Raw genomic sequence first — 24,105 nt, 5'->3', positions numbered from 1 at the left:
CGCTGGACACGTGGTTTCGCTACCGGAATATCATCGAGAGTGATTTTTGGTCTCACCATCACGCGGCCTCCTGCTCTTCACCGGATAAGTGTCTTTCGATCTCCGCCATAATGGCCATCACTTCAACCCGGGCTTTCCTCACTGGTTCGGTCAGGTCCTGCATCTGGACCGTGCCGAAACCATGCTCGATGTCTTTGTAGATGTTTCGTTCAAACAATTCGCTGTTCAGGAGGATGCTATCAGACCGCCCCGCCTGCACTTCTCTTTCGATGTACCCGCGAATGTTCTTGTAGTCGTCGGACTTCTGGTTGATGGCGGTGATCCTGGTCCTCAGAACAAAATGCTTCACCTTGCGCTGGCTCTGCGCGTTGTGCTCGTCCACGATCTGCATAGCCGTCACCATCGCGTCGAATACGCGCGGCGCAGGCTGCACTGGCGTGACAATTACATCCGCATAATTCAGGATGTTGGTGAGAACCACGGATTCCCGACCAGCCGTATCGATGATGATCACATCATAGTCCGACTTTCGCCGGATGATATCTTCAATCGCCTTGGTCTGGAGCGCAGAAGCGAAATCGACATTCTCAGGCTGCATTTCCCTTTGTTCGCATTTCCGCCACCAAGCTTCGAGGTTTCTACTTGGATCGGAATCGACCAGCAGCACTTTCTTCTCGCGGATGGCATACTCTCCTGCGATCGTCATCGCGATCGTAGACTTCCCTGCCCCACCCTTCGAACTCATCGTTCCGTATACGAGCGTCATCGTCATATCCCTCGTTGCTCTCGATCGCCATTGGCGATCTGTTTCGCATCCAGTGAAAGAGCGAAACTGTTTTAACTGCGGCGATTGGACCAGTAATCCCTGCGACCTGTGAAACTGCTTTCCCTGTGTAACATATCAACAGAATGCCTATTAAGTTGTAAACAAGTTTCGCTGCAACACAAGTCGATGTGAAACTAGTTTTCCAGCGAACCGGTTTCGCTGTTCGATAGAGAACTTGTCTTGCGTGAAACCAAATCACTGTGAAGCAGGTTTACATTCAAAACGGTTTCGATTGATACCATTGAGATGCGGAAGCTGTAAACCACTAAAACAGTGCACAGTTATATTGCAAACGCGGTTCGAATGTTTACACCTTTCACTGTAATAGTCACGCAATTACCCATTGTTTTCAATGTCAGAGAGCTTACTCCCCTAAGTGTGAACCCCGGAGCCGCGCAGGCGAAATCCAGCAGCAGGCCGCGCGCAGTCTGCAAGGGCAAAGAGCGCAGCGTCCCTTGCGGATGAGCACGACTGTTGCAGGAACGAGCCTTCAGCGGCCCCGAGGTGAACCCTGGTGAGCGCCCATCCGGAGGCTCCTTGTGGCCGAAGGCCGCCTAGAAAACGGACGCAATTCGCAAAGCGAAATTGCGGCTTCAATCCTCATCGATTTTAAACCATCGTATTGATTATTATGTTGGCAGGATACGTAATTTTGTCGTACAAAATTACCGCATCGACGGACAGGCCGTCGATGGTTTTGATTGATTGATTGTCGATGGCAAGAAGTGGGAAGACATCCGCGGTTGGACCGTCTGCGACTGGTAAGGATCGCCGGATTAACTTCCGTCTAAACGGCGCCGAATATTCGGCTGTCCAGGAGGCAGCAGCGAAAGCCGGAATGACCGTTTCCGCTTTCTTTCGGTCGCTTTCCCTGGAGGGTGCAGGCGTTCGTCCGGTCTTCAATGACAAGGACCGCGCCATCCTTTTTTTGCTTCATGAAGACATGCGAAAGATCGGTGTTAATCTCAACCAGGTGGCGCGATCGTTAAACGCTGGGCGTGTCGTGGATCCCGAGGAGGTGAAAATTGCTCTTCGAAACGTCAAAATCATTGCTGACGAACTGAGCCTGGAACTGCGCAACGCTTCAATGCGAGCCGGTAAATCGCGCCGAGGCGAGGCATGAACGGTCGGCTCCCCGGGGTTTTTGAAGACGAGGTTAAGGGACGACGCGCTGCATTGGCTGCGAACTCAGCCACTGCTGCGGCTTTGGACAAGCGTCTGGAAGACGAATTATTCAAGCGCCGGGGTGGCGGGGGAGGGGGCCAAGCCCCTCTTTCGGGGAAGCCGCGACGGCCGACGCGGTACGACGGGATGCCGGGAGCCATGGGGGAGGGGAGCGTGCCCGCTCCCCGACGTTTGGTCGAACGGCTTGAAGCCGTGGCGAAAGGCAGTCAGCCAGCCGTTGTAAAAATGGCTTCCTATGGTGGCGGCGGTCGGCTCGGTGCTATGGTGGAGTATGTTTCGCGTAAAGGCGAGATTGCGATCGAGACGGAGACCGGAGAGCGCCTGCGCAGCAGAGGAGAGCTCGCAGCGCTTAAATCGGAGTGGGAGCCTCTTTTCCAGAACCGGAATGAAAGCCGGGACATCGCGAGTTTCACAGTTCGAATAGAAACTGACGCCATAGGAAGCGAAGAGGACGTGCATAGCGCGGTGCGCCATGTCCTTGAGGGCGGCTTGGGAAACCGAAGGTTTGCCTATGCGGTTGAGCAGCCGGCTCGCGGCGTGCTCCATGTTCAAGGTGTCCTGGTTCTCCGGAGCAAGGAGGGCGAACGGCTAACTGGTGACGACGTTGCAGCAGAAATTGTCCAAGGCCGGTTCGATAAGGGCCGCACAGTAAACGGTGCTGCGTCGAGATTTTCATTCTCGCGATATGGCAATGGCGTTGAGTACGGTACGGCAAGGGTGCGGGATCTTGTTGAGGCCAATGCGGGCGTCCGAGACGACCGTGGCCGCGCTATTGAGACGGAGAAGGCCGCCGGCGATCTCGTGCAGAAGGAATGGCGTTCTGAACTGCACAGTCGCAAGGGCAGGGACGTTATGCACGTCATCCTTTCCGCACGCGCTGGTACGAACGCAGAGGCTTTTGAGAACGCCGCCCGTGATTTTCTGGCGCATCAATTCGAGGGCTTTAAATACGCCTTTTCGATGCATGACCCGATGCACGATCCGAAGGAGCAGAGCGAAGGTGGCAAGCGGCCACACATCCATGTTCATGCTCTCGTGGTGATGCGCAACCAGCACGGCGAACGGGTAGAGACCAGCCCGCAGATTTTCCGGCAGTGGCGAGCGCTCTTGGCCGAGAAGGCAAGGGACCACGGTATAGCTATGGAAATGACTGACCGCCGCGAAATGGCGTCCTCGCCTGCCTTCACGCGCAACCAGGTGAGGGCAGTCGATACTACGGGCAGAACTAGTCATGTCGGGACTAGCCCCGCAGCGCAGACGCGCTACGACAATAAGCGAGCCGAGGTCCGGACGGTCGCGACCACCGAGCAGAGTCTTCAGCACGCATTCGACGCGAAAAGGGCATGGTCTTCTGTCGCCGATCGTTCCGAGGATGAGAAGGTGGTCCAATTTGCCTTGGCTGCTGAAGCCAGGCTGTCTTCAGCGATCCGCAGCAGCCTTGCGGGTCTGGAAGTGTCGGCCATGCGTGGTGAGTTCGAAAGCGTAAAAGATGCAGCGCGCCAGCATTTGGCGGATATTGTCAGAGAGGGTGAAGTAATGAGTGATGACATGACAAGGGCAGATTTCGAGGCCTACGAAACGAATGTTTCTAAGGCTCTCGCCAACTACGGGTCGTTGATTGACGAAGACGAAAAGGAGCAGTTCAGCCTTATTTCGGAGCGGGCGCAAAACATGGTCGAAGCGCGCCGAAAGGTGATTGAGCTTCAGGAGGAACTTGATGATGTTCGCTCCAAGGCGCGTCCGAATTCCATTGTTCGAGATCTGGCCTCGTCGATCGCAACTTTGAGCCCCGTGGCTCGTGTTCTTGAAGCCGTTGACGAGGCCTTCAAAGAAGGCGTCGCAGCGGTCGAGGCGAACATCAAGCAAGGCATTTCGGCGGCCGAGGCAAACGTCAAACAATCTCTCGAACCTGCGGTCCCAGCTGCGGCCGAGAAGAGCGGTGAAGGGGAGCAGAAGCCGTCACGTTCCCTGCCTGCAGAAATCACCAGCCAGTATTTCTTGCAGCACGCAGCAGATGGCGCCGTTCGTGTTTTCACCAATTCGAAGGCCACTCGCGAAGTCTTCCAAGATGCCGGCGAAAAACTGCGGAGCAAAATTTACGATCCGACCGCTGTTCGCCTGATGATCGATACCGCTGCGCATCGCGGCTGGACGAGCGTTGAAATCGCGGGCTCAAAAGAATTTAGGCGAGAGGCCTGGCTTGAAGGACAGGCGAGGGGTATCGCCGTCAAGGGCTATCAGCCTAACGAACTGGACTGGCAGGAAGTCAGTCGGCGTGAACAGTCGCACCTGAAGAACGAGATCCGGCACATTGAAGAAAAGCTTGTTGCTGCTGAAAACCGGGCAGGGCCAAAAAGCGAAAAGGGCGAAGTTACCGCCGAGAAGGTTGCTGCAACAGCCGCCGCAAAGAGCCGGGCGGGCTTCCGCGAGGGCGTGACCGGAGAGCTGATCGAGGTAGGCTCCAAGCCGTATCAGGACAAGCCCGAAAACGAAACGTCGCCGTATGTTGTTCTTCGAACGGCTGAAGGAGAGCGTACAGTGTGGGGTGTTGGCCTGCCAGATGCACTCTCGCATGCCGACGCGAAAGAGGGCGACACCATCACGCTGCGAGAAGCCGGTATGGAGAAGGTCGAGAAGACCGTCATCCGTGAAGTTGAGGGTAAAAAGGTCAGGTCGGTTGAACTGGTTGACCGGCGCAAGTGGGAAGCCGAAGTCCTCCCGGAGCGCGATGACAAGTCTGCCGAGGTCGAGACTTCTCCCACTGCGGGTCCCGTGGTAGAAGAAAAGGCAGCAGTCCGAGAAGGCGAAGCCTCACAGGCGGAACCTGCGGCAAGGCAGTTGAACCGCCTTGATGAACTAAGGCAGGAGCGCGAAGAGAAGCGCGATCGAGACGACCAGGAACGGTAAGATGAACGGAAAAAGCCTTCTTCAAATGGTCTACGAGCAGAAAGTCGCTGACGAGGACGCGCAACTTGCCGGTTCTGTAGTCCCAGCGGTCTTTGTGGCTGTCTTTCTTTTCGTTGTGGTGTTTGTTGTGGGCGCAGCGCTCGATGTCGCTTGGGTCCATCTGCAGCAATGGTATCAATTGATCGCCAGCTACTGGCCGTTCTGATTATCAAAGGAAGCCGGGTTAGCCCGGCTTAGCCGTCTGCGAGGGGCGGAAGCTGGAAAGCCGCCGCCTCTGCTACGAATACAGAGGCGACGGCGCGGCTCCCTTATTACCAAATTGGGGGAACGGGGCAATTTTAGCGGCTTGGAATGAAGGTGGCTTTCAAGAATTTGATGTGAAACTAGGAATTTGACGTATTGATGATCGGCTTCATGCCTCGTTCTACTGCATAGCGGAGCGGATTCGCTCAAGAAGGAACTTCAATAATAAAATCAATGATTTAGTTCCATAATACAGATTATGCGATATGTTATAACATAACTCGTTTCATCGTCTTCACCTTGTGCTAAGGCCGCTTTCGGCCCAAAGCGGACAATAAGCTCACTATTCGCAACAACCATTGCCGATCGAATGGCCGCAACACTGAGCCTCTTCCGCTGATCTCGCAGCCAACCATCGGTCACGCGGCTTGCAACTGGCAGGTCTTGGCACCAGTGCCACCGCCAGAACGCCTTCATGCGTTGAAGGTTCGTCGGCGCAAAACAACTGAATCACTGGATCCCAATATTCGACGTTGAACACGGTGGGCGTACCTTTTTTCAACGGACAATGGCAAACATTTCTTGATTGATGCTGGGCATAACCCCACGACAGGCTGGCGTCCTTCGGTCTATTTACCCCAGCAGGGTGTTACGAACCTGGAGAGAGTTATCGTAACTAACATGGACGAGGATCACGCCAGTGACCTGCATAACTTTTATGTGCATTACACCGGCATTCCTTCGAGCTGCATTGTATATTCTAGACATTTCGCCTTATAAGTGTATCAGAAAGGTAGAAACCATGGCTGATTTTTACGAACTCGATTTCTTAGAGGTCCATACGAGTAAGAGCGGCGATGCAATCGCAATCCGCTATGAGCGGTGGGGGCAAACTTCTATTCACGTTGTTGATGCAGGATACGCAGCTACCGGAGACGCCTTGGTGACCCACATCAGGCAGCACTACGGCAACCCCGATAAGATAGATCATGTTGTTGTTACCCATCCTGATCAGGACCACGCAGAAGGGATCATTAAGATCCTCGAAAATTTCGAAGTCGGCACGCTCTGGATGAATCGCCCGTGGGTCCACGCAGCGGACATGATCCACTATTTCCCTACATGCAACTCCATCCCGCACCTCGAAAGCCGCTTGCACCGGCTCTATCCTTACTTGGATGACATCGAAAAACTCGCCATCAAACAAGGCGTCGATATCCGAGACGCATTTCAAGGGGCAACCATCGGAGCCTTTACCGTGCTAGCCCCCAGCCGACAGCGCTTCATTGAGCTTGTTGCGCATTCCGATCGAACACCTGAGGTGATCGAAGAGGCACGAGGTATCAATTGGTTTGGCCTCGATGCATTAGTAGAGGTCGCAAAAAAAGCGATAGCGTATATCCAAATGGGCTGGGGCGAAGAAAAGTTCTCTCCTGAAGCCACATCCAACGAAAACGAGATGAGCATTGTTCAGTTCGCCCATCTGAACAATGACAAAATTTTGTTGACCGCAGATGCAGGCCGTGAAGGAATGGACGAAGCCGCAGATTATGCACCTTTGGCTGGATTGACATTGCCTGGTATTAACCGATTTCAAACGCCTCATCACGGTTCACGCCGCAACGTATCGACCGAAATTCTGGATCGTTGGCTAGGGGAGCGTCTCGATAGCCCTCCAGAAGAAGATAAAGGCCAATTCACCGCCATTATCAGTGCGGCGCGCGAAGACCCAAGCCACCCCCGTAAAGCAACGATACGTGGCCTCCGGCACCGTGGAGCAAGAGTGCTTAGCACCGGGGACGGGCGAGGTACCAAACGGATTTATCGCAATGCGCCAGAACGTCAAGGATGGTCGGCCGCAATAAGCCTACCATATCCTGACACGCAGGAGGACTAGGAAATACTATGACTGTACGCAGTCAATACTTGGCGCGCGTAGGCTGAATAATATTTCAGAAAACGGCCAAACATCCCTATTGCCGTGAAAATCGCTGCAATCAGAATCCAGAAACCTTTTTCAGTAGGTTGCTGATAGTAATGATAGCTCAGCATAAAAGTGGCAACTATTCCAACGAAGCAGATATTGCGACAAAAACCGTAGTTATTTTGGAAGCTATCCAGGCGCTTAATGGAATCCTCTTTTTCTCTCGCCGCTGGGAAGGCGACCTGGAAAATGGCTTCTGCGGTGAGAGTAGCTGTCGGCACATTAAGTTTTGCGCTGGCCGCGTTCTTGATGCGGTCCTGCACGGGTTTAGCTAACGGAGCATATTCGCGATTGGCGAACAGCCAGGCTGCCACATAGTCCCGCCATCTCCTCTTACCGATGCCAAGAGCGACAGCAGACGGAGAACGCAGGAAACCTCGAGCCAGAACAAACTCAATAAGAGTAGCTGAGGGAGCTGCACAAATTTGTCCCAATACATAAGAGACAATCGTCCAAAAAACCCCCTGAACAATCGTCCAATCTGTTCGGCCAACTAAAATCTCGCCCGTGAAGCAATAATCAACCGTCGCAACAAGCAACATGCCCGATGAAACGAAGGCGTAGAATTCATAGTTCGTAAGCGGAAACCACTCGCGCATCTACCGGGTTTTTCCTTGAGGGGTTCGCATAATCAGTTGTTTCCTACAATTGGTGAAACACTATTATGGAATGCTCCGGTTCGGCAACTGAAATCAATCGGTTAATCAAGTAATTACATAGAGAATGAAACCGGTTGCGCGGCGCTAACATTTTGTCCAGACATTCACAGTCCTCGCCCAAACGGCGCTCCTATAACTGACTTCCGCTTACCACAGGCGATATTGATACACATGGCAGCTTTGGATTTCACCGAGATTGCGTCGGCACAGAGTGGTCCCGACAGAGATCGCTTCGAACTTTTCGCAAGGGAATTTTTTGACTCTGAAGGTTTTAGAATTATTGAACAACCAGACCGGGGCGCAGATGGTGGTCGCGATCTTATCGTCGAAGAGGATCGCTCAGGTCCAGGTGGTGTGAATGTTGTTCGTTGGTTGGTGAGCTGTAAACACAAAGCGCACTCGGGCGCATCCGTCAGCCCGGGTGACGAAATCAATATTCGTGACCGCCTATACACGCACCGTTGCCAGGGCTTCGTCTCGTTCTACTCCACCCTCCCAAGCAGCGGCTTAGGTCAGACCCTCCGTGCTCTTCAGCCAGACTTTGAGTATCTGCAGCTCGATAGCGAAGTGGTTGAACGAAAGTTGCTGGACAGCCCAAGAGGGAGAGTGCTGGCAGCTCGCTATATGCCGAAATCTTTCAACCGCTGGATCCAAGCATCACGCGCGGCAGCGATAACATCACCATCAGCCGATCCTCAACTGAGTACCAACAAATTCTTCCTGCGAGCTCCACACGATGATTTGCAGTCCGCTCGGGCCGAAGCCGCAGAGCGGAACACGATGGTTTTTATTGTTATTTATGATCCAGACCACCCTACGCACAGCAAGCTTGATTATTCCCTTGGATACTTCATGGAATACCAAACCACGAAACGACTTGTTGACCAGCACTTCGTGGCAGTAGTTGGACCGAGCAACGATCCCGAGTTAAGCGCGCTCGTTCCAAAGGACGATCCACTAGAAAACTGTTTATGGGTGGTATTGACCTCCACTGGCGAGATACTAATTCGCGAAGGCGTGTACGCAAATGCCGATGAGGGCTTGAAGCGTGTCCGCCAAGCAATTGACCTTTAACATGTCGAGGTCATCGGGCTTCAGTTTCTGGTCCTCCTAGCAGGGCTCGATATCGCCCGCAGCTGCACGAGCGAAACCCAGATAGAAAACTTACTTCGCACACCTTGTCCGAGACAAAGCTCTGAAATTGCGCCATATCCGGGCCGGAGATTTGCAAAGGGCAGGAAGTTGTCAAAAAATCGAGAAAACATCAGGGAATGGGGCAACCTAATCGTAGATTTGTTTCTGCGGGTCTATCCCGCTGTACGAGGCCTCCCCCACAATAGAATTGCACTTATCGTAGTCAGTGGTGGTGTAGGGCTTCTGTTCACACCAATATGGATGCCGCTCGTTCAGGCGATTGTCAAAATCGTATTTGATTATCAGATGGAAGGCACTGCGAGCCCTTGGTGGTCAGTGGTTCTTGTTGCGATGGGGCTAAGTTACCATCTCTTGATGTCTTGGCTGGAGGTCATGAGCAAACGAACCGCGACGGCTAGAGAGGACGCAGCATACGCTCGAGTTCGTGGGCATGATGCGCCGATATTCAACCAATTCCTTATAACGGTTTCAGAACCTCGATTTAAAAGCGCTCTATCAAATATTATCGATGATCACGCTTATACGACGCAAGAAGGCCAACTATTGAATCAAGCCTACTACCTCCTAGAGGCGACCACGAACAAGTTTAATGACGCGACAATGGAATCTAAGGCAGACGAACTGGAAAGATGTCTCGACGAATTAACGAAGTTTACGTCGATGCACTTCTTCTCATATGGTCCGGGTAGGTTCTGTATGCAGCCAGACTGGAATATTGATCGCGCCCTTGTGGTCAGTAGCGAAGATCAGCTCGCATACGAGGATCTGCGAAATGCCCTGACCCCCAAAGTTAAGGCGACACTAGCCGCATATGACGATTTCATACGCACTGGCAATAAACGACTTCTGTAATGTATAGATGCCTATCGAATCTGGCTCCGATCGTCATCGCGGCAGCCGCCCCAATATCCAGTTGTTGCCCTTTTTGTTTCCACAAGCCCGACATCTTAGCCGACCAGTAAGAGATCCTATATAGGTACCTGCACCCCACTTACGCTGGAGCTCCCAACGCAGCAACCATCCTTCTCGTTCACAATTGGCGCAATGCGCGCCCAGAGTTTCCCACTCTCGTATGTCGTCGAAGGTCTTGTGTAGAGCTTCGGCCAGCGCGCCGACGTACACGACCTCGTCACGACCCGGGCCCGCCAGTTCTATTCCGCGCCTGTGCTTCATTTCCAGCCCACCGAAGCGACCGTACCGGGTCTGAAATGCCGCCAGTGTTCGACTTCGGCCATTTGCCCTCTGTGATCGCAGGCGGCCACTTCAACATCGAAACATTCCCCTGCCCTCTGCCGTATCATTTCCAGCACCCAGCGCGGGCGGCCGATACCCTCTACAGGTAACGGCTCTGAGGCAAGTGGGCTAACACGCCATCTCGTCGCCGCGGCTGTGGGGTTGCCAAAATCCGTAGCTTCTTGTTGCCGGCGCCATCGGCGTAGGACAAGACCGAGAGTCCCCGTCTTTTCGGCCGCCAGTTGGAAGCGCCGAGAAATGTCCATGGGCAAGCGAACCATCTCCGCGACCACGGCCGCAAGTCCGCCGAACCGTAAGGCTTCCTCAAAGGCCTCGCAAACGCCCAGCTCGTTGTCAGATTCCACAAAAATAACCCGGTTGGGATCGAGGCCGGCTTGGGCAAGCGCAGGTGGAAACAAATCTGTGCGCGTCAGACACCACAGAACTTTGCCGGTTGTCCTGGCGGCAATGCCAGCTGTGAACAATGCCGATGACGCGCCGACAACGGTATCGCCTCCGCCTCCGCCGATTTCGTGGATGGCGCCATAGGCGAGCCCACCATACGGCAGATGGTTATCGATCGCCGGCACTCCGAAAGGCAGTACCTTGCGTTCGCTTCGAGATACGCCTTCGATCTTGTCGATTGCGTCCTGAAGCTCGGCCAAAGTGGATGCATTCGCGCGAACAGGCACGTTGGGTCTCACGTATTGTTAGGGCTGGTGTTCCTATATTGTTCTCATTGCGCAGAAGAGTCAAGAACGGCGTTTTATGGATGCCAGAACTCTCTGAAGGTCAATGTTTTCGCCATTAGCAAGCCAGCGGCCGTCGGCGAGCTCAGTAAGCGCGGCTATCGCCTCATTTTCAGTCCAACCAGAGGCGACAGCGCTTTCCAGAAGGACTAGAAAACCGGGCATTAGAGCTTCTTGGCAATCGATAAAACGATCAGGATATTCGTCTGGCCAAAGAGGTTCTTTCACTTTCGTCATTCTTCCCTCCCCTCCCTCCCTTGCAACCTGACCAAGCCGCTCAGTCGGTCTCGGGAAGATCAAGAACAACCTGCTTTAACGTCTTCAACGAACTTTTCTTCTTGGCGCTGGATGTGCGTCTTTCCGCGTCCGTGACCGTCTCATCGAACAGGTCCACCGGTATGGCCTTCTTCGCACCCAATACCTTGAGCGTAATTCCCTCCTCGAGGGAAAGTTCCTCGTCCAGAGCGACAGGCTCAGCAACCATGGTTCGCTTTGGTTCGAGGACCTTGAGCGCGAACCCATCGTCGGTCACCGCTTCAGCTGCCATAACAGGCGCAATGTCCGAGATCCGTCCCGTTGCCCTGATGACATTCTCCACCGGCGCAGCTTCGGAAGGTTCGTCCGGCCGCGGTACCTCCGCAGCGGTCCTCTCCTCCTTTCGGCATGCGTTAAGGTATTCTTCTGTGAGAGGTGGGACAGGCTTGTGAACTGGCAAGGAGATCTTGCCTACGGCTGGACGATTAGCCTTCGAGTAAGCCTCAGCTGTTTTGAACGGTTCGGTCTCGAAGTACCGGAGCTTGTCACCGAATATCGGGCTTTGCCCCTCGATCAACAGCACGAAATTCTTGTCCGCCATTTTGCGGACTTCCTGTGGCATCATCAGATCGCGCTCGCGGATTTGCTCGACCTTGGTTCGGCGCGGCAGCCCGACGAGTTCAATGGTCCGGGATTCTGACTGATAGCGTATTGTCTGTTTCCCGAGCGCCCGCGAAACATATTCCGCCGTGGTCTGATCGTTGGCACCAAGGATCAATTGATAACCGCAGTTGCCGAGAAGCGATTGCCGCGATTTTTCGCCATAGATCTCATCAAGATTGCTGATGTCCTGGATGATGAAGGCGAGTTTGATATTGTAGCCTGCCACATAGGGCAGCTTGGTCATGATCTCGTCCATCTTTTTGAGCTGGCGGAACTCATCGAGCAGGAAATAGACCGGCACTGCGTTTGGATTGTGCTCCAGGGTCAGGAGGTTCATTAGCTGCTGCACAAACAGCGTCAGCAGAGGGCGCAAGATGGTGATGTCGGTGATGTTTGGCGCGAGATATACCGAGATCGGTTTACGGTTCATCATGGCCAGGTCGATGTCCGTTGTCTCGGTCGCCGCCACGATCCGCTCGTTCTGGAAAGGAGCCAGTGCATTCTGCAGTTCGGTTATCGCCGAACCAGCGGTCTTTTCCGGCAGGGCAATATAGGCGTTGAAGCTCTCTTTCGTGAATTTGGAGAGATATGGTTCGTTCTCCATAATGAGCTTCATGAGGGTTTGAAGCGGCTCCCCGGAATTGAGAAGAGAACTGACTTCGCCGAGGTTTCTGCGGCCTTCGTAGAATTCGCTTTCCTCGACATAGCTGATCAAGCCGGCCGCGACGCGCTGCGCCATCAGCTGCCAAAAACCACCGTCGCCGGCCGAGGACTTGGGGACGAGGATCGAGGCCATGTTCTGGATATCTGTGGTCCGGTTTCCGCGATCGCCGCGAATGAAGTCCATCGGGTTCCAGCGGTGCGTTTCCTCTTGACCCGGAGAAAACAGATAGACTTGGTTGCCCATCTTGCGGCGGTGCGCGGCTGTTGCCGTGTAGATCTCGCCCTTCAAATCCGTGACGAGCATCGAGCCAACATGCATCAGGGCATTGGGAATAACATAGCCCGCACCTTTACCGGAGCGGGTCGGGCCGATGACCAGATGATGTCGATCGTCTTTTGTCCGAAGGATGTTTTTGCCATGACGCCCGAAGATATGACCGTCTTTCCGAAACCATTTTCCCCGTCGCAGATCGGCGACGGTCTGGAACGCTGCGTGTCCGAGTGGCTGTGAGCTTTGCCGCAGCCCCACATAAGCGACGACGGCTACGATCGCGATTGTCGGAACCATCGCCATCAGCGCAACGCGCTGTAGAACAACGTTCGAGGCAAAATACCAAAGCTGCAGGATCGGTGCGAAGGGCTGACTGCCGAGCGTCAAATTTAGTATGCGAGGGTCTTTGTAGATTATCCCAAGCAACGCTCCGTAGGAGAGCGACCAGATCATAAATGCGATGGCGAGACAAAATGCTAGATAGAACAGCCGATAGTTGTTCACGCTCATTCGATATCTTTCGAGAATGCTATCTCTGAAATCCCGCGCTTGCCGCCCACCTTGCGCAGCTGCACGACGATCGGGATCACGGACTTGATGTAGGACATCAGATCTGCCTTGCTGAAGCCGCCGGAAAGTCCCGCCTGCATAACCATCATGCAAAGCTGTTCGTAGGCTCCGCTTGGCGTGTCCGCGTGGATTGTCGCCATTGAGCCGGGATGGCCTGTGTTGATGGCGCGCAGGAAGGTAAAAGCTTCTGCGCCGCGAATTTCGCCGACGAACAGGCGATCCGGCCGCATACGCAAAGATGCCTCGAGGAGTTTCAGCATATCGACGTCCGCCGTTCCTTGGGATCCTTTCGATGCAACCAGGTGCACAACGTTCCTGTGTGGTGGATTGAGTTCGCGCGTGTCTTCAAGGGTGATGATGCGTTCGCCAGGATGGACTGCTTTGAGGCAAGCGTTCAGAAAGGTTGTCTTTCCGGACGCCGTACCGCCGCTGATCAAAATCGACACGCGGTGTTCGATCGCATCTTTCAGGAAGTCGAAAATCTCGCCGTTCTGAAGGTGAGCCATGAGGCGTTTATCGGTTTCCGATAGTCCGCCAGTCATGACCTCGACGCGATCTAGGGCGCCAGCGTCGCGATAATCTTCAAGTGAATAGTCGCTCACGACCTGCTTGCGGATCGAAACCACGCCGCCATCTACGGCGACTGGCTCCAGCACGAACTGAATGCGCTCCCCCGTTGGAAGGGAAGCGCTCAAGATAGGATTTGCCTTGTTAACGAACTGGCTGGACCTTCCGGCGACCTGGGTTGCGAGAAGTTCGATTTCGTCTTTGGTCAGATCTGGAATGCTGTGTTCCGTCATATGGACATCGCCAAGACGTTCGACAAAGACGCGGCCTGGTCCATTCACCGAGATCTCGACAACCGTAGGATCGCTCAGAAACTCTGTGAGTGGCTTCAGTGCCTTTCGAAGAAAATACGTATCGTCGCTGGCAAAGGTCGAATTATCGAATGCGACGTTCACGGCTGATCTCCTTCATCGCTTCGGTTACGGGATCATCGTAGAACTCGGAAAAATCGAGGTCCTGGCGAACAAAGATAAAGATGCGCTCCCCTTGACTGACGCTAATCGTCGGAGGGATGCGCAGGTTTTCTTGAAGAGCGGTATTCGCCATATCGGAGAAGGTTTGAGCTATCGTCTGGCGTGCAAGTTCTTCGCCCCGCTGGCCGTCGCTTGTTACACCGTTCGTCGCCCCACTACTGCCGTAGCCGGTTGCATAGCTCGCCCCGGCGCCGACGATTGAGAGCATGATGGCGGAACCGAAACGTTCACGCCACTTGTTATCGACCAGACCCGTGAGCCCGGAGCGGCCGAGGCTATCTGTTCCGATAGAGTTCAGCCTTACGGCAATCCCGTCATCGCGAATGAGCCGCGTCCAGACAACGAAGATCCGTTTCTGGCCCCGCGTGATAGACGACTGATATTCGCCAATCAGACGCGTTCCCGTCGGAATGAGCACACGACGGCCATCGAACGAATACACGTCCTGCGAGGTCACGGCCCTGATCTGGCCAGGAAGGTCGCTCACGATTGCGGTTTCGAGGATGCCCGGGATCAAAGTACCTTCAGGAACAACTGCGTCGATGCGGTCGATCTTCGTAGCCTTTGCGGAGCGATCGCCGGCAGCAGAGGCCGCTGCAAGATACTTGCTGTTCTGATCTTCGCCGGCAACAGCGGATCCGGAGGCCGCACCGCCCTCACCAAAGCCGCCAGATGCGCCGCCTCTTGCCTGATCGACGGCAATCAGCTTCGACTTGAATCGTTCTGGAAAGACGTAGGGGACCTCGGGTTCCGCAAGTTCTGCCGGGGGCTCTGCCACGACGGCAACAGGTGGCGGCGGAGGCGGAGGAACCTGAAACGTGGTCGTATCTGGCTTTTCCTCTACAGGCTCAGCCACGGGAAGCTCGATAATTGCAGGTTCCGTTGGTGCAGGCTCGGGCTTTTCGCTGCCCATCGCGAATGAGGGCGGCCTGAAGTTCATCGACTGAAATTCCTCGTCAACGATGTTCGTCGGCCCGACTTTCTTGTTGTTTTCAGACGACATGACTGCCGCCATTGCAACTAATCCGACCATCACAAAAGCCGCGCTGCCAAGAAGCTGCTTTTTCTTGGCGCGCTTGTCTGCGACAGGGGCGGTATGCTCGCCATTCATGGCTTTCAGGTGAATGTTCTCGGTCACTTGTTGCCGCTCCTGTAGCGCTTTTGAGCCTGCAATTCCGGTTTTGGGGCCATGATGTCGGGATCCGGAGCGCCAAAATCGGGTTTGCGGAGGTTGAAAATGCAGGTCCACTGATCGCCGTCGCGCAAAGTGTATTGCGTGGCAACGCCATCCACGACGATGTATTCCCCCTCTTTGCGGAAGTTGCGCAGCGTCTCGGAGAAGTTCGAGTTCACTGCGAAAATGGCCGGTGTGCGGCCTTTGAATTTGAAGAACGTCTTCTTGCCGTCATCAAAAATCGTAGTCGGCTTCAGCGCCGCGTCACCCGAGAAAGAATAGTCAATATTGACGTTTTCCTTGTCGATCGCTGAAACATTTGGATGGGCGGCGCGGGCTTCGGCCTCTGCCCTGAGTGACGCATTCAAATCCTTTTCCGGGTAGACAAAGCGCACACCGAATATCTTCTTGTTGGCGGTGGGTGCAAAGTCGTGCAGTTCAAGAAAGTAGATTCGCTTTGTCGTGACGATGTTGAGGTTGGTAACGACGTCCTGGGCTATCGGCTTTATGAAAAGAATGTTGCCCTTTTCGGTCGGGGCAACCTGCCAGCTATCGCTGTCGCCGAGAGAAATCGTCTCGAATTTCTCATCTTCATCGAAAATCAGCATGGTCGAAATGCCGTAGGTCGCGTCGATCCGGACCACGTTGTTTTGCTGATAGACAACAGATGTAACGCGGGAATCGAGCTTTCCGGGCGTGGGCGTTTCGAGCGCGAGAGCGCCGAAACTGGATGCCAGCACGAGGGCTGTAGAGAGCAGTAAACGTCGCATCAGCCATTGCTCCCATTGCCAACCGTCTCTTGATCGCGGCGATAGCTATAGACCTGAAAACCAAGCGGATTTTCGAACATCCACTCGTTCACCTGTGGCTTGGAAGTATAGCGGAAGCGGACAACGCCGACGAAATGGCGCACCGTCGTTTCGGTGTCGCTCTTTTCTTCGGTCGAGAACCGCACGGATGCTGTGCTGTCATTCAGGAAAGTCACGGACTTGATCTCGACGCGAACCCGCTTGGATTTACCCAGCACCTTTGTCGGGTTTTTTGGATTGGTCGCGCTGTAGAGTTCCTGAAGGTCGCGCGCTGCATCACCGGTCGAGAGCAGAGCCGCAATTCTGAAGTTCTCTTGCAGGATCGAAGGGTCGTAGCCTTCCCGCATACGCATGAAGCGAACAACGTTTGCCTGTGTGACGGCTTGGCGTTCCGTCACGGTCAACTTGTCAAAACTCGCGTCGAGGCCGGATTTGACTTCAATGTAGCCGGTGTTTTTGTCGACCACCACCAGATACGGCTCGTAGGACTTCAGCGGCACCAGACTTGCCAGAGCCGCCAAGGAGACGAGGCAGATGATTATGCAGAGGATCGTAATCGCCCAAGCCAATCTCTTGGACCGGCGTTCCTTGCGAATGACGTCCGCCTCCCAAACAGCACCATCTTTGAAATAGCTGGCAAGGGTAGAGTCCGTGCTCTGAGACATTGGGTTACCTTTCAAGAAATGGGGAGTTAGGAGGGCCTGCTGAAGGAGCTGATTTTGTCCTGCATGGCCGCTTCAGTGTTCGATCTGTTTTGAATGGAACCGCCAGCAGGCGGGGACGCAGGCTTGTCGCTCCTGCCGCCGCCGCGGGACAGAAGCCAGGTGGCCATACCTGCCGCGCCTAATGCGACTGCTCGCGCCTGCCTGTAGCCGCCTCCGGAAGCGCTTACGCCGATCGATCCAGTGATCGATTGCGCTACGGTCGTCACGTTCACGAGCATCAGGCAACCAGCCATGCAGAGGAGAACAAAGGAGACAAGCTGCGTTAGTGCCAAAGAACTGGAAGAGACAGCGACCTCAATCTTCGCGAGCTCAGGATTTAGTGCAGCAATCAGGAACGCGACCACTACGTACACAAACATCGGGATGATTGCGTAGTGCAGGATCTGCGCGAACCAAGCAGATCCCAGATTACGCGTTTGGGGAAAGAGCATGCAGCCAATGAAAATTGGCGCTGTACCTATCAACACCCACATGGCCACTTTTGCGATCATCAGAATTGCCAAAGCGATTCCTGCGACGGCCCACGCAAGGAACATTATAAGGATGCCCAGCAATGAAGGGAGGATCGTAAAGTAGCCCGACTGTTCCGCTAATGCGGCTCCAGCGTTGCTCGCTGTGGTAACGATCATCGAAAGCCCATTCGTCGGCTCCGTAATGCCGGTGCTGGACGCTGCCAAAATCGCCCTGCCGACATTTTCCGGCGTATTGCTCAGCCATTGATAGAACAGGGAGTTGAACACCTCCCAATTCTGAGTGAGCGTGAGGATAATGAGCAGGCGTACGGTTCGGCCGACGAACTCCCCAACCGAAATTTTCGCCGTGCCCATGATGAGCTGAACACCGTACAGTGCCACGTAAAGAACGAACGCTACCTTCAGGACCGGCAAGATTTGGTCGCCCACGATACCGTAGGCGCGTGCGGAAAAGCCCTGCCCGATCTGGTCAATACGCATCAGCAAGTCAGTGACAAAGTTATTCATAAGCCCCCACGCGAAACGTTAGCTCGCGCCTTCCGTAATGGCGTAAATCGCGTCGAGCGCGCTTTGATCGTTGTTGACTGGCGCCATAGGACCGCAGTCGTGGCGAGGGTCGGTCTCGGAGGCGTATGAGGTGAGATTAGCCGGCCGCTTGCATGGCGCGCTCTTCTCCTTGACCGTTCCGCACCCTGAAACGGCGATGGCGATGAACAGAAGGAGAGCTTTCTTCATGGCTTGTTGATCCGCGGATCGCCCCACATGCCATAGGAGCCCTTCTTGCCAATTTGCTCAGCTTCCAAAAGGTCGGGGCGCTCTGGAGAGCCGTCCTTCTTGCGGGCAATCTGCACCGCTCCAAGTGAAACAAGCTGTTCCTCCAGCATGTCCACCGCGTCCATTGCGTTGGGGTAATAGTAGTAACCCCAACACGTCACGTTCTGCTTAGGCGCGTCGATCTCGGTAATGAATGCACGGCAAAACAGGACCTTCGCCGACTGCACCATGATCTGGAGTTGCTGTTTTGCGAAATCAGCGCAGGTGCCGGAAAAACCTTCGGCACGGTTCACAAGTGAGCCGTCGCAAGGCTGAATGCCGTAAAGATGCACCGTGATCTTTTCATCAACCTGGATATCGGTTCCCGATAGAGCGCGATACCCATTGGCAGATGAAAAGCCCTTGCTTTGCGCTACCTGCCCTTTGCCATCGTAATATTCGATGACGAGCACGCTTTTTCCAGGAGCCGCCAGCTCCCGCACATAGTCCTTATTGATGGCTGGAGCCGCCGAAGCTGCCGCAGCCAGCAAGCAAAGCGCCGTGCCCGTCGAGGCGATCATTCTCTTCATTTCGTCCCCTTCCGCCTGCGCCAAACAAAATTGGCTCTTTCCAGGAAATCTAAAAGCATGTATCACAAACCATAATATGATACATTCCACAGGGTCAACCTAACGGTTTTCTCGGAAGAAAACAACACCGCAGTAGGCAAAACTCGGCCAAAAGGGACGAAGATGAAAAAAGAGAGTGCCTTGCTTTTCTCGCTTCTCGTGGGCGCCTCACAATTTGTCCCCGCTCCACACGCAAGAGCCTTTGAAAGCTCACAAATCATTGAAAATAAAGGAATTAATCAAGATTACATTTCCGAAGTCTCGGCTGTAACAGCTTATGGCTTTGAGCAAAGATGGGGTGGCGGAGACCGCGCCGCGGTCGATTTTCATCTTCCGGTGAGCGAGACCGCGGTCGATGTCCCTGGTTCGTCAGGCGATACAAATAAAAGAGGTTTCAAGACCAGCCAAGAAAAGCGTCCTTTTAGGATGGTTCCTGAACCTTCTACGGTTACGGCATCCGAAGGAACGCATTCAGGAGAGTGCGGCCCATCGCCGCTTTCTCCCGAGCAGGTTGAGAAGTTGGTACGTACGACCGCAACGAGGTTCGGCGTTGACGAAGGTCTTGCTGTCGCCGTTGCGTGGGCGGAAAGCCGCTTCGACCAGCAGCGCAACTCCGAAGCGGGAGCGCGTGGGCCAATGCAGCTTATCCCGGCAACCGCACAACGCTTCAGCGTGCGGGATATCTGCGATCCGGTTCAGAACATTGAGGGCGGCGTCAAATACCTGCGCTTCCTGCTCGATGAGTTCACCAATCCCATTCTCGCCGTCGCCGCCTACAACAGCGGCGAAGGCCGAATCTACGAACACGGCGGCATTCCGCCGTTTCGCGAAACCGTCGAATACGTCGCCAAGGTCACGAACTACCAGCTTGGCGTAACGCTTCCGACAAAGAAGGCCCCCTCACCCCCGAAACCTCCGCAATCCCCAAACGAGGAAAGCGGATCGCACGGCGTCATTCCCGTTCAAAAGAACGGGAAGTTCATCGCCGGCATCATGCATTTTTGATCACAGGAGAGAATGAAATGAACATCCAGTTTCCCAAGGTAAAGTATCGCAAGGCCGTCGTTATCGGCGGGCTTATCGTTGCCGCGCAGTTGGTTGGGGCAGAGGCAGCGTTTGCGCAGTCCGCATTCACCCCTCTCCAATCGGCGCTTCAGATGATTGTTGATTTCATCAACGGCTCCTTCGGTCGCCTTGCGGCTATTATCGCAGTTATGGCGCTCGGCCTCGCAGCATTTGCTGGCCGACTGTCCTGGATGACGGCAGGAGCGGTCATTCTCGGGATGGGGCTTGTGTTCGGCGCACCGACGATCGTTGACCAGCTTATTTCCAGCGTGAAGTAAGCAATGGCGCAATATACCGACGATAAGCCTCACATGACCCCTTTGGTCATTGGCCTGACGCGCTCCCCAACACTTTGGGGAGTGCCGTACATGGCCGTCGTCCTGGTGATCGGCTTCACCATGATTGGCTGGCTGGCAACGAATTCCTTGTGGTCATTCCTGATCGCTCCAGCCGCCTACCTCTTCCTTTTTTCGCTTTGTACGTGGGACGCGAAGATCCTTGAGGTCTTCCAGGTCACGACGAGAAAAACTCCACGCACGCGCAACAAAAGCTTCTGGGGCGCAAACTCTTACGGGCCGTAATATGCTGCACAAGTTCATTCGGGACGAATTGGGTTTCGGAAAAACCGCTCATAATGAGCGCCCAATGTCTGTTCATATCCCCTACACGCGCCATGCGTCAGACACAGTGGTGCGGCTCGACAATGGCGCTCTTGCCAGTGTCATCAAGTTGAACGGCCTGTTTTTTCAGACCGAGGATCAATCCCGCCTGAACAATGAAGCCGTGCTGCGAAACACCATTCTTCGATCGCTCGGCTCCAGCCGCTTTTCTGTTTGGTCCACGATTATCCGTCGCCAAATCCAGCCGGAAATTGAAGGCGAGTTTGCCGACGACTTCTGCAAGGTCCTCGATGAACGTTACAAGCAGCAGCTTGACCGCAAGCGTATGTTTCAGAACGACATCTATTTGACCGTGGTAAGGTCCAAGCTTCGCGGCGCGCTCAGCATCGCCGACCATCTTCGCGGTGCCCTCAACAAGGTTCAGGGTGCCGAGGTGCGAGAGCAGGAAGATCGCGAGGAAATCAGCGACTTCGAACAGCTCATCACGAATGTTGTATCTCAGCTGAAGAAATACGGATCACGCCGGCTCGGGATCGCCATTAGAGGCAAGCAGCCGTTTTCCGAACCATGCGAATTCTTCCAATCGATCCTGTCATGTGGCGTTCCGCGTCAAATGCCGCTCCCGCGCATGGCTATCAAAGATTACGTCGGAATGTCGCGTCTGCACTTTGGGCCACGCACGATGCAGACTGACGCCGATCAAGATACCCGTTTCGGTGAAATGATCTCGATTAAGGAGTACCCGGGCATGACTGGCCCCGGAATGCTCGATGGCCTGCTGCAAATGCCGCACGAGTTCATTCTGACCCAATCGTTCACCCTCTCTGACAAGCCCATTGCCCAGGAGCGGATTACTCGGTTACAGCGCCAGATAGCCGCATCGGATGAACGCGGCACGAACGTCGAGACGGATATCAATCAGGCCCTTGCGCAGCTTATGAGCCAGGAGGCCGTCTTTGGCATCCACCACTTCTCCCTGCTTTGCCTATCCCGCGAGCTCGACAAACTCAAAACCGTTGTCTCCGAGCTCGGAAGCTGCCTTACAGACATGAATATGCCTTGGGTTCGCGAAGACCTGAACCTCGAAGCGTCCTTTTGGGCGCAACTCCCGGGCAACAACTCCTATATCGCCCGCGAAGCCATGCTTTCGAGCAGCAACTTTTCCGGCCTGTCGTCCCTGCACAATTTCGCCAGCGGCCGTCGCGATGACCTTCACTGGAATGTACCGATTACAATCCTCGAAACAGCATCGCAAACGCCATACACCTTCAATTTTCATAACGAGCGCGGCGTCGGCCACTTTCTCGTTACCGGCCCAAGCGGCTCTGGTAAGACAGTGGCGCTCACCTTCCTGCTGGCGCAGGCGTTTCGCGTCTCACCAGCGCCTCGGGCTGTCTTTTTCGATAAGGACCGAGGCGCAGAGATCTTTGTGCGGGCGATGTCCGGCACCTACGAGATCCTTGAGCCTGGTGCGCCCACCGGTTTCAACCCATTGCAGATCGAGAACACTCCCAAGAACCGGGAGTTTTTGTCTCGCCTGTTCAAGGTCATGCTTGAAAGCAAGGCCGCGCCTTTCACCCAGGAAGACACTGACCGCCTCGAAAGCGCCCTCCTACGACTGATGAGGGAGCCGCGGGAGCAACGCCACCTTCGCAACCTCTCTGGACTTTTGATCGGTCAGACCCGGGCCGGCGTCAACGACCTCGCGGCCCGCCTCAAGCCGTGGATCGATGGAGATAAGGCGTGGCTCTTCAATGCCCAGAACGACACGCTGCAATTGGATCGCGCCCGCGTCATCGGTTTTGATATGACAAACATCCTGTCGCTCCCCGACATTCGCGCGCCAGCTCTCATGTACATCTACCACCGCCTTGAGGAGCTTCTGAACGGCGATCCTGTGATGATCTTCATGGATGAAGGTTGGCAGCTCCTGCAGGATGAAACGTTCAGTGGCTTCATCGTTGACCAAATGAAAACGATCCGTAAGAAAAACGGGATCGTCGGCTTCGGCACGCAATCTGCGGCCGATATCGCCAACGCAAAGGATGCTCACACTCTCATTGAGCAGTCGCCGACACACATTCACTTCCCCAACCCTAATGCCGACGAGGCGAGCTATATCAAGCGGTTCAGCCTGACCCGCAAAGAGTTTGATTTCGTAAAAAACACGACGCCCGAGCAGCGAGCGTTTTTGGTCAAACACGGCACTGACTCGGTCGTTGCGAAGCTCGATCTTGGCGCAATGCCCGATCTTATCAAAGTCTTGTCCGGAACCAAATCTTCGGTCGATGAGTGCACGGCGCTGCGTGCCCAGCACGGTGACGATCCGAAAATCTGGCTTCCGATCTTTTGCGGTTGGGAGGCTTCGGATGAAACGAAATAGAACGGTCGTCGCGCTGCTATCAGGTGTCTTGTTCGTCTCTGGCGCGAAAGCCGACGTTCCAGTCGAAGACAACAAGGTTACCGGCGAGAAGCTAACCCGTGACAGCCTCACCAGCAAAGTCGAAGAAACCGACAAGAACCGCTTCGTGCAGAATAAGAGCGTAACCTGCTCCGTTTACCGGCCAGCGAAGGGCGGGGATCCGAATGCGGCCGCGCAGGCGAATCCGGAAATTGCGGGCCTCATAAAACGAGTAGCCCGTGAAGAGGGCGTGGACGAGACGCTTTTCATGGGCCTGGTTTATCAGGAGAGCCGTTTCAATCCGTGCGCACGATCGCAAGTCGGCGCCATCGGCCTCTCGCAGCTTATGCCGGGCACTGCCAAGGATCTCGGCGTTAATCCCCACAACATCGAAGAAAATCTTCGTGGGGGAGCGCGTTATCTCCGTCAGCAGCTCCGCACCTACGGCGGAGACGTCAATAAAGCGCTTGCCGCCTACAATGCTGGCCCCGGTAATGTGAACAAGTACGGCGGCATACCGCCGTTCAAAGAAACGCAGGGGTATGTCCACAATATCACCCAGAAGTGGGTTCCTGCACTCGGCGGCAACCAGATTCCGCTCAATTACGGCGGAAGCGGTGAAAGCTTCACCAGCATGCGCAAGGCGACAATCAATGCGATGGCAACCACACAAGGCGTTGCCGAAAGCTCTTCTGACGTCGGTTCATGGTTCCAGCAACTCGGGCAGACTGAGACCGGCACCATTCAGGACAGCTGGGACCTGAACTCTGGTGCGCGCAATGCCAATCTTCATATGATCAACAAGGTCATCGAGCTTGGAAACAGCCTTACCGACCTCCTGAACAGCCGCAATGCTGTCAGTCTGAGCAGCACGTCCGGTGCCTCTCAATCCACCGCGGTCCCCGCAAAACCTGAAAAACCAGCCGATCCGTCCGGAAATTGCGACCCAGAACAGAACCTCGAATGGAACGAGGAGCAGAAAGCCTGCGTCGCCAAACGCCAGAACGCCAACGAGATCAACCTGGATCTCAATCCCCAATGAGGAGAGAACAC

The 24,105-nt window shown here is 54.7% G+C and carries 23 protein-coding genes; 11 read left to right on the top strand and 12 right to left on the bottom strand.

Features of this window, described 5'->3' with window-relative positions:
- Positions 1 to 58 precede the first annotated feature (58 nt).
- Complete coding sequence (locus G3A56_RS28350; RefSeq protein ID WP_246231490.1) at positions 59 to 766, bottom strand: ParA family protein; 708 nt, start codon at positions 764 to 766, stop codon at positions 59 to 61.
- Between the two features lie 775 nt (positions 767 to 1,541).
- On the opposite strand from G3A56_RS28350, the gene G3A56_RS28345 reads away from it, so the two are divergent.
- From G3A56_RS28345 to G3A56_RS28330, 4 genes are all read left to right on the top strand, one after another.
- On the top strand, positions 1,542 to 1,949 hold the full coding sequence (locus G3A56_RS28345; protein WP_170311467.1) for a plasmid mobilization protein: 408 nt from the start codon (positions 1,542 to 1,544) through the stop codon (positions 1,947 to 1,949).
- A gap of 215 nt (positions 1,950 to 2,164) precedes the next feature.
- Complete coding sequence (locus G3A56_RS28630; RefSeq protein WP_246231489.1) at positions 2,165 to 4,918, top strand: LPD7 domain-containing protein; 2,754 nt, start codon at positions 2,165 to 2,167, stop codon at positions 4,916 to 4,918.
- A 1-nt stretch (position 4,919) separates the two neighbouring features.
- Positions 4,920 to 5,123, top strand: coding sequence for a hypothetical protein (locus G3A56_RS28335; protein WP_164057036.1), 204 nt, complete (start codon positions 4,920 to 4,922; stop codon positions 5,121 to 5,123).
- A gap of 840 nt (positions 5,124 to 5,963) precedes the next feature.
- The gene (locus G3A56_RS28330) at positions 5,964 to 7,058 is read left to right on the top strand and encodes a ComEC/Rec2 family competence protein (protein ID WP_164057035.1); all 1,095 of its coding nucleotides are present in this window, start codon (positions 5,964 to 5,966) and stop codon (positions 7,056 to 7,058) included.
- Here the strand turns inward: G3A56_RS28330 and G3A56_RS28325 are convergent.
- Positions 7,055 to 7,744 carry a hypothetical protein gene (locus tag G3A56_RS28325; protein ID WP_164057034.1) on the bottom strand — a complete coding sequence of 230 codons (690 nt, stop codon included), beginning with the start codon at positions 7,742 to 7,744 and terminating at the stop codon, positions 7,055 to 7,057. The two genes, G3A56_RS28330 and G3A56_RS28325, sit on opposite strands and share 4 nt — an antisense overlap.
- 231 nt (positions 7,745 to 7,975) lie before the next feature.
- Here G3A56_RS28325 and G3A56_RS28320 point away from each other — a divergent pair, with 231 nt between their 5' ends.
- On the top strand, positions 7,976 to 8,878 hold the full coding sequence (locus tag G3A56_RS28320; protein WP_164057033.1) for a restriction endonuclease: 903 nt from the start codon (positions 7,976 to 7,978) through the stop codon (positions 8,876 to 8,878).
- Between the two features lie 168 nt (positions 8,879 to 9,046).
- Complete coding sequence (locus G3A56_RS28315; protein WP_164057032.1) at positions 9,047 to 9,811, top strand: hypothetical protein; 765 nt, start codon at positions 9,047 to 9,049, stop codon at positions 9,809 to 9,811.
- Between the two features lie 317 nt (positions 9,812 to 10,128).
- Here G3A56_RS28315 and G3A56_RS28310 read toward each other — a convergent pair whose 3' ends face one another.
- From G3A56_RS28310 to G3A56_RS28265, 10 genes are read right to left on the bottom strand one after another with little or no spacing between them, the layout of a single operon-like run.
- Positions 10,129 to 10,884: an ImuA family protein gene (locus G3A56_RS28310; RefSeq protein WP_164057031.1), complete on the bottom strand. Its 756-nt coding sequence runs from the start codon at positions 10,882 to 10,884 to the stop codon at positions 10,129 to 10,131.
- Positions 10,885 to 10,944: 60 nt separating this feature from the next.
- Positions 10,945 to 11,178 carry a hypothetical protein gene (locus G3A56_RS28305; protein ID WP_164057030.1) on the bottom strand — a complete coding sequence of 78 codons (234 nt, stop codon included), beginning with the start codon at positions 11,176 to 11,178 and terminating at the stop codon, positions 10,945 to 10,947.
- Positions 11,179 to 11,218: 40 nt separating this feature from the next.
- A complete protein-coding gene (locus tag G3A56_RS28300) occupies positions 11,219 to 13,303 on the bottom strand; it encodes a type IV secretory system conjugative DNA transfer family protein (RefSeq protein ID WP_164057029.1) in 2,085 nt (694 codons plus the stop codon).
- A complete protein-coding gene (gene virB11 / locus G3A56_RS28295; RefSeq protein WP_142174496.1) occupies positions 13,300 to 14,325 on the bottom strand; it encodes a P-type DNA transfer ATPase VirB11 in 1,026 nt (341 codons plus the stop codon). Before virB11 ends, G3A56_RS28300 begins: the two co-directional genes overlap by 4 nt.
- Entirely contained in the window at positions 14,306 to 15,541 is a 1,236-nt protein-coding gene (gene virB10 / locus G3A56_RS28290; protein ID WP_425503407.1) for a type IV secretion system protein VirB10, read from the bottom strand. The genes virB11 and virB10 overlap by 20 nt, the downstream gene beginning before the upstream one ends.
- Positions 15,538 to 16,350, bottom strand: coding sequence for a P-type conjugative transfer protein VirB9 (gene virB9 / locus G3A56_RS28285; RefSeq protein WP_164057041.1), 813 nt, complete (start codon positions 16,348 to 16,350; stop codon positions 15,538 to 15,540). Before virB9 ends, virB10 begins: the two co-directional genes overlap by 4 nt.
- Positions 16,347 to 17,051, bottom strand: a complete 705-nt coding sequence (locus G3A56_RS28280; RefSeq protein WP_164057028.1) for a VirB8 family type IV secretion system protein — start codon at positions 17,049 to 17,051, stop codon at positions 16,347 to 16,349. Before G3A56_RS28280 ends, virB9 begins: the two co-directional genes overlap by 4 nt.
- Positions 17,052 to 17,077: 26 nt before the next feature.
- Positions 17,078 to 18,064, bottom strand: a complete 987-nt coding sequence (locus G3A56_RS28275; protein WP_246231488.1) for a TrbL/VirB6 family protein — start codon at positions 18,062 to 18,064, stop codon at positions 17,078 to 17,080.
- A gap of 45 nt (positions 18,065 to 18,109) precedes the next feature.
- The gene (locus G3A56_RS28270; RefSeq protein WP_142174492.1) at positions 18,110 to 18,319 is read right to left on the bottom strand and encodes a hypothetical protein; all 210 of its coding nucleotides are present in this window, start codon (positions 18,317 to 18,319) and stop codon (positions 18,110 to 18,112) included.
- Positions 18,316 to 18,927 (bottom strand): hypothetical protein, encoded by a 612-nt coding sequence (locus G3A56_RS28265; RefSeq protein WP_164057026.1) that lies wholly within the window; start codon positions 18,925 to 18,927, stop codon positions 18,316 to 18,318. Before G3A56_RS28265 ends, G3A56_RS28270 begins: the two co-directional genes overlap by 4 nt.
- Before the next feature lie 162 nt (positions 18,928 to 19,089).
- Between G3A56_RS28265 and G3A56_RS28260 the strand changes: the two genes are divergently transcribed.
- From G3A56_RS28260 to G3A56_RS28240, 5 genes are read left to right on the top strand one after another with little or no spacing between them, the layout of a single operon-like run.
- Complete coding sequence (locus tag G3A56_RS28260; RefSeq protein ID WP_164057025.1) at positions 19,090 to 19,971, top strand: lytic transglycosylase domain-containing protein; 882 nt, start codon at positions 19,090 to 19,092, stop codon at positions 19,969 to 19,971.
- 17 nt (positions 19,972 to 19,988) lie between these two features.
- A complete protein-coding gene (locus G3A56_RS28255) occupies positions 19,989 to 20,309 on the top strand; it encodes a TrbC/VirB2 family protein (RefSeq protein ID WP_137040000.1) in 321 nt (106 codons plus the stop codon).
- Between the two features lie 3 nt (positions 20,310 to 20,312).
- On the top strand, positions 20,313 to 20,612 hold the full coding sequence (locus G3A56_RS28250; RefSeq protein ID WP_137039999.1) for a VirB3 family type IV secretion system protein: 300 nt from the start codon (positions 20,313 to 20,315) through the stop codon (positions 20,610 to 20,612).
- Between the two features lies 1 nt (position 20,613).
- On the top strand, positions 20,614 to 23,034 hold the full coding sequence (locus G3A56_RS28245) for a VirB4 family type IV secretion/conjugal transfer ATPase (protein WP_425503406.1): 2,421 nt from the start codon (positions 20,614 to 20,616) through the stop codon (positions 23,032 to 23,034).
- Positions 23,021 to 24,094: a lytic transglycosylase domain-containing protein gene (locus G3A56_RS28240; RefSeq protein ID WP_164057024.1), complete on the top strand. Its 1,074-nt coding sequence runs from the start codon at positions 23,021 to 23,023 to the stop codon at positions 24,092 to 24,094. The genes G3A56_RS28245 and G3A56_RS28240 overlap by 14 nt, the downstream gene beginning before the upstream one ends.
- The last annotated feature ends 11 nt before the right edge of the window (positions 24,095 to 24,105 follow it).

The sequence above is a fragment of the Rhizobium oryzihabitans genome (assembly GCF_010669145.1).
Taxonomy (GTDB): domain Bacteria; phylum Pseudomonadota; class Alphaproteobacteria; order Rhizobiales; family Rhizobiaceae; genus Agrobacterium; species Agrobacterium oryzihabitans.
This window is presented reverse-complemented; position numbering and strand designations above follow the sequence as displayed.